Genomic DNA, 9,753 nt, shown 5'->3' with positions numbered 1-9,753 from the left:
TGTTTTCCTTCGCCATCGTACGGTGCGTTCCGTTGAAGTTCGAAGCTCGCGCAGGAATCGGGGACGACAGCACGATTCGCACCTGACCGTGGGCACGACCACGCCCTACGCGAAGGTATCGAGCCACGCCTGAAATGCGGGCGCTTCTTCCGCTTTCGCCGCGCAGCAAATGCGCCTCGCGGTAAATGTTGCCCGCGCATCGAACGAGGTGCCAAATTGGTACGGTTTCGGACACGGGTGCTTACCCGGCAAAACCCCGAATAGCGTCTGCGATGCATCAACGATAAGGCGTTGTGCCCTACAATATTTGGGGTTCGCGAGACTGCGCAACGCGCGCGAACCCTCGAAGCTTCGGTTAAGAGCCAATCATTTTCGACGTGATTTCACGTGGAGCGCGGCATGCCTTTTCCGGCACAAGACTGCGGCTGCGCTGGCTGGCGCGGCGAGATGGCGCGACGCATCAGCGAATTCGACTGGCGCGCGACCACCCTCGGCGCGATCGAAAACTGGCAGCGCAGTCTGACCTCGACGGTCCAGATGATGCTCGCCTCGCCGGTGCCGCTCGTGCTGTTGTGGGGCGAGCCTGGCTACATGATCTACAACGACGCCTATGCGGTCTTCGCGGGCGGGCGGCATCCGTATCTGCTCGGCCGTCCGGTCGAAGACGGCTGGCCCGAAGTCGCCGATTTCAACCATCACGTGATGGTCACCTGCCTCGCGGGCGGCACGCTGTCATACCGCGACAAGGCGCTCATGCTGCTGCGCGACGGCAAGCCGGAAGACGTGTGGATGGATCTGTACTACAGCCCGGTCGCGGGCGACAGCGGCGCGCCGGCCGGCGTGCTCGCGATGGTTGTCGAGACCACCGGGCGCGTGCTGACCGAGCGCCGGCGCCAGCAAGCCGAAACCGAATTGCACGAGACCAACGAACGCCTGCAGCTCGCTCTGAACACCGGCGCGGTGCTCGGCACCTGGGTGCTCGACGTGCGCACCGGCGAGGTCACGGGCGACGAACGCTTCGCGCGGACCTTCCTGTTTGCGCGCGACAAAGCGTCGAAGGGCGTCGCGCGCGATGCCGTGACGCAGATGATCCACCCCGACGACCAGGCGCTCAACGACCGCCTGACCGCCGAAGCGATCCGCAGCGGCGAGCCGTTTCGCGCCGAGTACCGAATCCGGCGGCCTGACGGCGGCTATATGTGGGTACAGGCGAACGGCCGCTGCCAGTTCGATGAACACGGCGAACCGACGCGCTTTCCGGGCGTGCTGATCGACATTCACGATCGCAAGATCGCCGAACAGCAGCTTCTTCAGTTGACCGAAACGCTTGAGCAGCGCGTCGCCGATTCGATCGCGGCGCGCGCGCTCGCCGAGGAACAGCTGCGCCAGGCGCAGAAGATGGAAGCGATCGGCAGCCTGACGGGCGGCGTGGCGCACGACTTCAACAACGTACTGCAGGTGATCAACGGCAATCTGCAGATGCTCGCGGCCGACGCCGACGACGACCCGGTCACGCAGCGGCGTTTATCCGCCGCGACCGATGCCGTCAAACGCGGCGCGAAGCTCGCCGCGCATCTGCTCGCGTTCGCGCGGCGTCAGCCGCTGTCGCCGACCGTGCTGAATCCGCGCCGCCTGCTGACCGGCATGAGCGAGATGCTGCATCGCGCGCTCGGCGAAACGGTGCGGATCGACACGGTGCTCAGCGACGATCTGTGGAACGTGCAGGTCGACCGCAACCAGCTCGAAAACGCGCTGCTCAATCTCGCGATCAATGCGCGCGACGCGATGCGCGCCGACGGCGTGCTGACCGTGCGCGCGACCAACCGCACGCTCGACGCCGCGTTCTGCCGCGGCAAGCCGGAGTTGTCGCCCGGCGAATACGTGGAGTTCTCGGTTGCCGACACCGGCTCGGGCATGCCGCCCGAAGTGCTGCAACGCGTGTTCGAGCCGTTCTTCACGACCAAACCCGACGGCCACGGCACCGGCCTTGGCCTGTCCATGGTGTTCGGCTTCGCGCGGCAAAGCGGCGGACATGTGTCGATAGAAAGCGAAGTGGGACACGGCACCACGGTGTCGCTGTTCTTTCCGCGCTGCTGCGAGGCGGAGACGCCGGAGACCGTCGATGGCACCGCGGCATCGGTCGGGGGCGGCGAAACGATACTCGTCGTCGAGGACGATGCCGACGTGCGGCTGACCGCGGTCGAAATGCTCGCGCAACTCGGCTACAAGGTGCTGACCGCGTCGAACGGCGACGCGGCGCTCGAATTCATCGACAGCGACGTGCCGATCGATCTGCTGTTCACCGACGTCGTGATACCCGGCAAGCTGAAGAGCGTCGAGCTCGCGCAACGCGCGGCCGCGCGCACGCCACCGCTGCCTACGCTGTTCACGTCGGGCTATACGCGCGACGAAATCGTCCACCACGGCAAGCTCGACGCCGGTATCACGCTGCTGTCGAAGCCGTACCGGCGCGACGATCTTGCCCGTCTGGTGCGTAACGTTCTACGCGCGGGCGCCGCGCGCGCGGACCACGCGGCCGGGATGCGCGAAGCGCGTATCGCCGCATGCGTGCCGCCCGCCGCGTACGAAAGCGCCAACACGTGCGCCACTGCGAAGGGCCCGCGGAAAGCGTCGAACAAAGAGCCGAAGAAAAAGCCGCAACAGCCGATCCAGCCGCGTGCGGCCCACGAAGCCGCGCGCGTGCTGTTCGTCGAGGACGACACCGAATCGCGCGAGGCGCTCGGCGAACTGCTCGGCGCGTTAGGCCTCGCCTGCACCGCGGTCGCGAGCGCGGAAGCAGCGTTGCCGCTCGCGAACACGCAACGCTACGACGTGCTGTTGACCGACCTCACGCTGCCCGGCATGTCCGGCCACGAACTCGCGCGCGCGGTGCGGCGAGTGCAGCCGGAGATACGCGTGCTGCTGGTGTCGGGCTACGGTCGCAGCGCGGAGATCGGGGCGGCGATTCCGGGTGCACGGCTACTCGGCAAGCCGCTCGATATCGCGCAGTTGCGACGCGAGTTCGCGCAATGGCTCGACCACACCGAAGCGGCGTCCTAGGGCCGAAAAGATCAGCGTCAGCTCCTTCAACGTGGTCGCGGTAAGCCCCGGCGCGTCGCAGATGAAGGTCAGGAAAGCAACGCTAGCATCATCGGACGCGAAGCAATCCGCGGTTCAGCGGGCCAAACCCCGCGTAAATCCGGAATTAGAAGGAACCGCCCAAACCGTAAGATCGACATAAACCGGTCAGTCAGGTGTTCGCGGCATGCTAGATCTTCCTCTTTCCGATGACGCCTGGGCGCGCATCAGTCATCTGTTCAAGCAGGACCCCAAGAAACGTCTGGGCCGGCCCGCGCGTCCTCCGCGCGAGATCCTGGACGCGATTCTGTGGGTCGTCACGCGCAACGAGAAATGGCATCGGCTGCCCGGCACGTTTCCGCCGTCGCAGACGTGCTACATCAGGTGGCTGCAATGGCGCCGCACGGGCTTGATGAGCGCGATTCTCGACGAGCTCGGCCTGAGCGGTTGCGCGCTTGCATCGGCGTCTCGCGCGGATTCGGCGCCTCCGGCGGGGTCGACTGCCGACGCCTGAAATCGCGGCCTGGAATGGCATATATTGTTGGTAAGGATGAGTACCGCAACGGCGCGGCCCCGATCTGCATCAGCCGCGCGGTGCGGGTATGATGCCGGGCGCGGTGCCCGCCGCACCCGCTTCCGATGCCGCATTTTTTGCCACGAGAACCATCATGCCTGCCCAACACGACGAAGCACCCGGCGCTCACGACACGACGGACAAGCCGAAGCGCAAGACGCTGTCCATGTCCGTGCGCAATCTCCTGATGGTCGCCATTGGCGTCGTGATGTTCACGATCGTGTCGGGCGTCGTGCTGTACAACCCGATCATGTACGGCGACGAGATCCCGAACTTCGGCATCATCCTGATGCTGACCGTGCCGGTCATCGCGGGCGTCGCGTTTCGGGTCGGGCTCGACGCGTGGCTCGATCGCGAGTGAGCGGCAAGAACGCCACGTCCTCATCCCATCATGCCGCCTCGACCGGCAATACGACCCACACTTCGAGGCCGCCGCCGTCGCGCGGATGAAACTGCAGGCCGCCGCCGTGCAGCCGCGCGATCCGATCGACGATCGACAGCCCCAGCCCCGTGCCGCCGCTATGCGCACGCGCATTGCGGCCGCGCTGGAACGGCGCCTTCAGCTTCTCCAACTCCTCCGCCGTCAAACCTTTACCGCGATCGCCGACCGCAACCGTGACCGCATCCTGCGTCGCCCACGTGCGGACCGCAAGCCCGCTGCCGCCGTAGACGATCGCGTTCTGCATCAGATTCATCAGCAGCCGCATCATGCTGATCGGCCGATATCGAACGGCCGGCAAGCTGCCCAGCGACAGGTCGAACTCGTGCCCGAGCCCAGCGAAGTCGCCCGCGAGCCGTTCGATCAGCGCATTCAGATCGCCGGGCTGCGCTTCCTCGCGCTCGCCGCTGCCCGCGTAATCCATGAACTGCTGCAGAATCGTCTCGATCTGATCGAGATACGATTCGGCGGCGATGACGAAACTGCTGTCGGCCCCCTGCGGCATCGCCATCGCCATCGACAGGCGCAGCTTCGTCAACGGCGTGCGGATGTCGTGCGAGATGCCCGCGAGCATCAACGCGCGCGTCGCTTCGGCGTCCTGTAACGCGCGCGTCATCTGATTGAAAGCGCTGCCCACGGCGGCGATTTCGGCGGGGCCGTCGGTCGGCAGCGGCGCGGGCAGGTCGCCGGCGCTGACGCGCCGCGCCGCTTGCGTGAGCTCGTGCAACGGTTCGTTCAGGTGCAGTTGGATCGCGTAGCCGGCGAGCGCGGCGAGCACGCCGAGACCCAACGACAGGAAGATCGCCGCTTCGAGGCCGCTGCCCTGCGCGTCCTCGGGAACCGGCAGCGCGATCCAGTATGGCGCGCTGGCCAACGAACCGGCCGCGTGGTCGGACCCGGCAGCCGGCGCATGCATGCGAATCCACAGCCGCTGCCCGCCCTCGGTCTGCCACCGCACGGGCATATCGGCGGGCAGATGCTTCTGCAGGCTGTCGACGAAAACGCCGTGCTGATAGGTGCTGTACACATGCAACAGATCGTGCGGCGGTGTGTCGGTCGCTTCGGGCGGCAACTGCTCGCGCGCGTCGAGACGCGCGGTCAGCGCCGCGCGCGAGGCGGGCGGAGTGGCCGCGAGCAGGTTGTCGAGCGTCGTCACGTAGGTCGCGAACACGGCCGCCGCGCGTTCGACGCGTGGCCGCTGCACGTAATGCAGCAGCACGACGATCGAGCAGATCTGGCTCAGCATCACGAGCGCGATCAACAGCGCGATATTGCGCGCGAGCAGCGTGCGCGGCAGCAGTGCGCGCGAGAGTGAGCGCATCATGATTCGACATCGGCGACGAGCATATAGCCGACGCCCCAGACGGTGCGAATGAAACGCGGCTTCGACGGATCGTCCTCGACGATCTGCCTCAGCCGCAGCACCTGTACGTCGATGCTGCGATCGAGCGCGTCATGGTCGCGCCCTCGCGCACGCGCGAGCAGGTTGTCGCGGCTCACCGCACGATTCGGCGACGACGCGAGCGCGACCAGCAGCAGCATCTGCGCGGAATGAATCTCGAGCGGCTCGCCCGCGCGCGACAGCTCCTGCTTGCCGATGTCGAGCGTGAAGTCGCCGAAACACACGCACTGCGACGTCAGCGTGAGGTCGCCCGCGGCCATCTTCTGGCGGCGCAGCAACGCATTGATTCGCGCCACCAGTTCGCGCGGCAGAAACGGTTTCGCGAGGTAGTCGTCGGCGCCGGTTTCGAGGCCGGTCACGCGATCGAGCGGATCGCCCTTCGCCGTCAACATCAGGATCGGCAAGGTCTGCCCTTGAGCGCGCAGCTTCGCGCAGATCTCGAGGCCGTCCTCTTCGCCGATCATCAGATCGAGTATCAGCAGGTCGAACGGCTCGCGCTCCAGGTAGCGATTCAGGCGCTTGCCGTCCTCGGCCGCGCGCACGTCGAAGCCATGACCGCGCAGAAAGCGCAGCAGCATGTTGCGCAATTCGGCTTCGTCGTCGAGCACGATGATCCTGGCGGGGCGTTCCATCCGAAAGCTCCTCGATAACCGAGCCGCTCAGTGTGCGGCCCCGCGTTCCTGCATGAATGCCTCGATCTGCGGGAGCGTGATGTAGCCGGCCTTCTGCGTGTCGATCTCGTCGAAATGACGCGCGAGCAGCGGCATGCCGGCCGCTGCCTGGTCGCGCGTCAGCTTGCCGTCGTGGGTGGTGTTCGCGCTTGAAAAACGCGTTTGCAACTGCTGCTCCATGCGCTCCATCCGCTGCTGGCTGATACCTTGCGGCGCGGCGGCCTGAGCGAACGCGACGGTGGACGCGCAGCACAGCAGCACGGTGGCGAGCAACTTCTTCATGACTGACTCCTTCGGTTGGAACATCGACCGTCGCCTGCCTGGGTGCCGCGAGCCGTTTCGATGACAGGCCGAATTGTTGGTCAGACGCCGCGCGATCGCAATTCGAGAATCATGTCGAATCATGTCACGGCGCCGGGTGCCGCTGCAGCGTGACATCGAATGAAATGAGTTCGCGGTTTCGTTTTGCGGGCCTGCTGCGTATCGTTCCGTCTGCCGTTCGTCGGCATTCACGTATCAGGAGTCCCAAATGACTATCCGTCTCGCCTGCGCCTCGACTTTCACCGCCATCGGTCTCGCCTGTTCTTCCGCTGCCTACGCGCGAGTCGTCGTGTATCTGCCCGCCGCCGTGGTCTACGCGCCGCCGCCGCGGCCGGTCTACTACCCGGTGCCGGTCAATCCCGTGTATGTATCGGCACCGCCTGTCGCCGTGCCTGTGGCGGCCGCGACCATCGTCGCGGCGCCGCCCGCGCTCAACTACGCGGTGGTGCCCGCGCCGACGGTCAGCTATGCGCAACCGCTCGTGATCGCGCCGCGTTGAAAGCGCGCGCCGGGCCGTCGCGCGGGCGGTTTCGATCGCCCCGAGACCGGCCCACGCCGTTGACTCAGCATAGGACACGCGCCTCGCGGGCACGCCTGGTGAATTCCCGTTGTCCCGTTGAGAGGTGGAGCGCCGCGTAAAGCTTGCATGGAGTTTGCCGCTTCTTACCATCGCGCACCGCGCCAGGCGCGCGCCCGATGTGGCGCTCTGCGCCGGCACGGCTGATATTGACTACATATAGGCGGGATGGAACGGACCTTGCGACCCCTGTCAGGTTCGCGCGCCCCTTATCCCACCTTCTTTCCTGGACCTTTGTGATGAGCTACCAAGATATCGACAAGGAAATCGCCCACCTCGAAGTCGTTTTCAACGCACTTTCTGGGCGCGACCGTTTTCCGCTGTCGTACTGGCATCGTCGGCTGCATGCGTTGAACCGTTCGTCGATGGTGCCCGCACAACGCCAGCGCGTCGCCCGCTTCGAAGCAAGGCTGCGCTCGGTCGGCGCGCGACTGGACCAGCTCGCCGGCGCGACGCGCGTCGGTTCCTGCGCAAGCCCGCTGATGGCGGGCGGGTCCGGCATCCGTTCAGCCAGTTAATATCCGCGCCCCAAGCGCCAGCACGAGCGCGGGCACCATCACCAGCGCGCCGACTTTCAGAAACTTCATGAAGCTGACGTCTTCGCCTTCGCGGCGAATCGCGTTGAGCCACAGGATCGTCGCGAGCGAGCCGGTGATCGACAGGTTCGGCCCGAGGTCGACGCCGATCAACAGCGCGTCGATCACGCGCTCGGGGCTATGCGCCTGCATCACGGTCGAACTCGCGATCAAGCCGGCCGGCAGGTTGTTGATCAGATTGCTGAGGAACGCGACGCTCGCGCCGGCCCACCCGGCCGCTTCCATTTCGTTGTGTTCGGTCGCGCGGCGCAACGCACCCGCGAACATGTTGATCACACCGGTGTGATCGAGCATCTCGACCAGCACGAACAGCCCGGCGACGAGCGGCAACACGTTCCACGAAATTTCGCGCATCATCGGCAGCGGCGATCTGCGCTCCTTGATCAGCACGACGAGCGCGGTCAGCGTGCCGAGGATCGCGGTCGGCAGGCCGAGCTGGATGTCGTAGGCGGAGACCGTCAGCAGCGCGCCGGCCGTCACCGCGATGCCCGCGAGCGCGACGCGCCCGCTCGCCGACAGCTCGACCGCGTCGAGATTTGCCTCGCAGACGCCAGCGAGCGCCTCGCGTTGCGTCCAGCGCAGCATCACGAAGGTCGCGGCAATCGACAGCACCGACGGCAGCGTGAAGCGCAGCATCCACGGTCCCAGCGGCGGCGTGTGATTGCCGTACAGCACGATGTTGGCCGGATTCGAAATCGGCAGCACGAAGCTTGCCGCATTGGCGACGAACGCGCAGACGAACAGCAGCGGCAGCGGCGGTGTCTTCGCTTTCTTCGCCGCCGCGAACACGGCGGGCGTCAGCACGACGGCGGTGGCGTCGTTGGAAAGAAACGCGGTGATCACCACGCCGAACAGATACACGAGCACGAACAGCTTGCGCGGCGAACTGCGCGCATGATTGACAGCGAGCACCGCGACCCAGTCGAACAGCCCTTCGCGGCGGCCGACTTCGGATAGCAGCATCATGCCGAACAGGAACAGATAGACGTCGGTGCCCTTGCCGATCGCTTCGACCGCGAGATGCAAGGGCAATAGGCCGAGGGCGACGAGCAGCGCCGCGCCGGCGACGGCCCACACGGCTTCGGGCCATTTGAACGGCCGTGTGATCACGCCGGCGGTAGCGAGCGCGGCAATACTCCAGGAAAGAAAAACGGAATTCACGGCTTAACGCCCGGATAATGGGTTATGTCCGTGGCTGCGCAAAGCGCGCAACCTGTTGTTCGGGGCAACAAATTACCACAGCGGTACCACGGCGAGCGCTCCATAGCAGTGTGCGTGCCTTCATGCGCGGACCTTTCAGCGCGCATACCTCTCGACACGATTGACATCACCGCGACAACGATCTGTTCCCGCCCACCCGCCTATTCAGTTTGAATGGGCATCCCTACTATCCGCATTCTCACGCGGCTTCTCGCGAGCAACGGATAGAACACGATGCAAACACACGCTTGCGCTCCCACGCGCTACCACGGCGCGGCGATCGCGCTGCACTGGCTGGTCGCCGCGCTGATGATCTGCGGCTTCTACATCGGCTGGATCATGACCGATATCCCCGGCTTCACGCCGACGAAACTCAAGTACTTCTCGTGGCACAAATGGATTGGCGTGACCGTGTTCGCGCTGGCGCTGCTGCGGGTGCTGTGGCGCGCGACGCATCGCGCGCCCGAACTCGATGCCGCGACGCCCGCGTGGCAGAAGGCCGCCGCGCATCTGGTGCACGGCCTGCTGTATCTGCTGATGCTCGCGATTCCGCTGTCCGGCTACTTCTACAGCTCGGCGGCCGGCATTCAGGTCGTGTATCTGGGCATCGTGCCGCTGCCGACGATCATCGGTCCCGATCAGGCGCTGAAGGCCACGCTGCGCACGGTACACGTGCTGCTCAATTACACGCTGCTCGCGCTCGTGCTGATGCACATGCTCGCGGCGCTCAAGCACCAGTTCATCGATCGCGACGGATTGCTCGCGCGCATGGTGCCGTTTCTGAAGACCCGCGCATAACGATACGACAGCTTGAAGAAAGCCATCACTTTTGTCGATTGGTTACGACTGGTTGGCAATCAAATTCCTCGCGGTGTGCAATCAGGCCGCGAAGCTC

The 9,753-nt window shown here is 65.5% G+C and carries 10 protein-coding genes; 6 read left to right on the top strand and 4 right to left on the bottom strand.

Features of this window, described 5'->3' with window-relative positions:
* Positions 1 to 399 precede the first annotated feature (399 nt).
* From OKW29_RS10105 to OKW29_RS10095, 3 genes are all read left to right on the top strand, one after another.
* A complete protein-coding gene (locus OKW29_RS10105) occupies positions 400 to 3,060 on the top strand; it encodes a response regulator (RefSeq protein WP_429290949.1) in 2,661 nt (886 codons plus the stop codon).
* A 205-nt stretch (positions 3,061 to 3,265) separates the two neighbouring features.
* Entirely contained in the window at positions 3,266 to 3,592 is a 327-nt protein-coding gene (locus OKW29_RS10100) for a transposase (protein ID WP_090806367.1), read from the top strand.
* 154 nt (positions 3,593 to 3,746) lie between these two features.
* A complete protein-coding gene (locus OKW29_RS10095) occupies positions 3,747 to 4,013 on the top strand; it encodes a hypothetical protein (protein WP_184036397.1) in 267 nt (88 codons plus the stop codon).
* Positions 4,014 to 4,041: 28 nt separating this feature from the next.
* On the opposite strand, the gene OKW29_RS10090 is transcribed toward OKW29_RS10095, so the two are convergent.
* From OKW29_RS10090 to OKW29_RS10080, 3 genes are read right to left on the bottom strand one after another with little or no spacing between them, the layout of a single operon-like run.
* A complete protein-coding gene (locus OKW29_RS10090) occupies positions 4,042 to 5,415 on the bottom strand; it encodes an ATP-binding protein (RefSeq protein ID WP_429290948.1) in 1,374 nt (457 codons plus the stop codon).
* Positions 5,412 to 6,125, bottom strand: a complete 714-nt coding sequence (locus tag OKW29_RS10085) for a response regulator (protein WP_429290947.1) — start codon at positions 6,123 to 6,125, stop codon at positions 5,412 to 5,414. The genes OKW29_RS10090 and OKW29_RS10085 overlap by 4 nt, the downstream gene beginning before the upstream one ends.
* Before the next feature lie 27 nt (positions 6,126 to 6,152).
* Entirely contained in the window at positions 6,153 to 6,446 is a 294-nt protein-coding gene (locus OKW29_RS10080; protein WP_184065271.1) for an EF-hand domain-containing protein, read from the bottom strand.
* Positions 6,447 to 6,693: 247 nt separating this feature from the next.
* Here OKW29_RS10080 and OKW29_RS10075 point away from each other — a divergent pair, with 247 nt between their 5' ends.
* Positions 6,694 to 6,984, top strand: a complete 291-nt coding sequence (locus OKW29_RS10075) for a hypothetical protein (RefSeq protein ID WP_184036386.1) — start codon at positions 6,694 to 6,696, stop codon at positions 6,982 to 6,984.
* A 317-nt stretch (positions 6,985 to 7,301) separates the two neighbouring features.
* Positions 7,302 to 7,580, top strand: a complete 279-nt coding sequence (locus tag OKW29_RS10070) for a hypothetical protein (protein ID WP_429290946.1) — start codon at positions 7,302 to 7,304, stop codon at positions 7,578 to 7,580.
* On the opposite strand, the gene OKW29_RS10065 is transcribed toward OKW29_RS10070, so the two are convergent.
* Positions 7,569 to 8,819 carry an arsenic transporter gene (locus OKW29_RS10065; protein ID WP_429290945.1) on the bottom strand — a complete coding sequence of 417 codons (1,251 nt, stop codon included), beginning with the start codon at positions 8,817 to 8,819 and terminating at the stop codon, positions 7,569 to 7,571. The two genes, OKW29_RS10070 and OKW29_RS10065, sit on opposite strands and share 12 nt — an antisense overlap.
* 273 nt (positions 8,820 to 9,092) lie before the next feature.
* On the opposite strand from OKW29_RS10065, the gene OKW29_RS10060 reads away from it, so the two are divergent.
* Positions 9,093 to 9,656, top strand: a complete 564-nt coding sequence (locus OKW29_RS10060; protein WP_429290944.1) for a cytochrome b — start codon at positions 9,093 to 9,095, stop codon at positions 9,654 to 9,656.
* Positions 9,657 to 9,753 lie beyond the last annotated feature (97 nt).

Source organism: Paraburkholderia sp. CI3, assembly GCF_050436505.1.
In the GTDB taxonomy this organism is placed as follows: Bacteria; Pseudomonadota; Gammaproteobacteria; order Burkholderiales; family Burkholderiaceae; genus Paraburkholderia; species Paraburkholderia tuberum.
The sequence above is the reverse complement of the archived record's forward strand: the minus strand, read 5'-3'. Positions and strand labels throughout refer to the sequence as shown.

What these genes read in the sequence shown, in the direction of transcription:
- OKW29_RS10105 (WP_429290949.1), top strand. Translation starts at nt 400, where the DNA reads ATGCCTTTTCCGGCACAAGACTGCGGCTGCGCTGGCTGGCGCGGCGAG.
- OKW29_RS10100 (WP_090806367.1), top strand. Translation starts at nt 3,266, where the DNA reads ATGCTAGATCTTCCTCTTTCCGATGACGCCTGGGCGCGCATCAGTCAT.
- OKW29_RS10095 (WP_184036397.1), top strand. Translation starts at nt 3,747, where the DNA reads ATGCCTGCCCAACACGACGAAGCACCCGGCGCTCACGACACGACGGAC.
- OKW29_RS10090 (WP_429290948.1), bottom strand. Translation starts at nt 5,415, where the DNA reads ATGATGCGCTCACTCTCGCGCGCACTGCTGCCGCGCACGCTGCTCGCG.
- OKW29_RS10085 (WP_429290947.1), bottom strand. Translation starts at nt 6,125, where the DNA reads ATGGAACGCCCCGCCAGGATCATCGTGCTCGACGACGAAGCCGAATTG.
- OKW29_RS10080 (WP_184065271.1), bottom strand. Translation starts at nt 6,446, where the DNA reads ATGAAGAAGTTGCTCGCCACCGTGCTGCTGTGCTGCGCGTCCACCGTC.
- OKW29_RS10075 (WP_184036386.1), top strand. Translation starts at nt 6,694, where the DNA reads ATGACTATCCGTCTCGCCTGCGCCTCGACTTTCACCGCCATCGGTCTC.
- OKW29_RS10070 (WP_429290946.1), top strand. Translation starts at nt 7,302, where the DNA reads ATGAGCTACCAAGATATCGACAAGGAAATCGCCCACCTCGAAGTCGTT.
- OKW29_RS10060 (WP_429290944.1), top strand. Translation starts at nt 9,093, where the DNA reads ATGCAAACACACGCTTGCGCTCCCACGCGCTACCACGGCGCGGCGATC.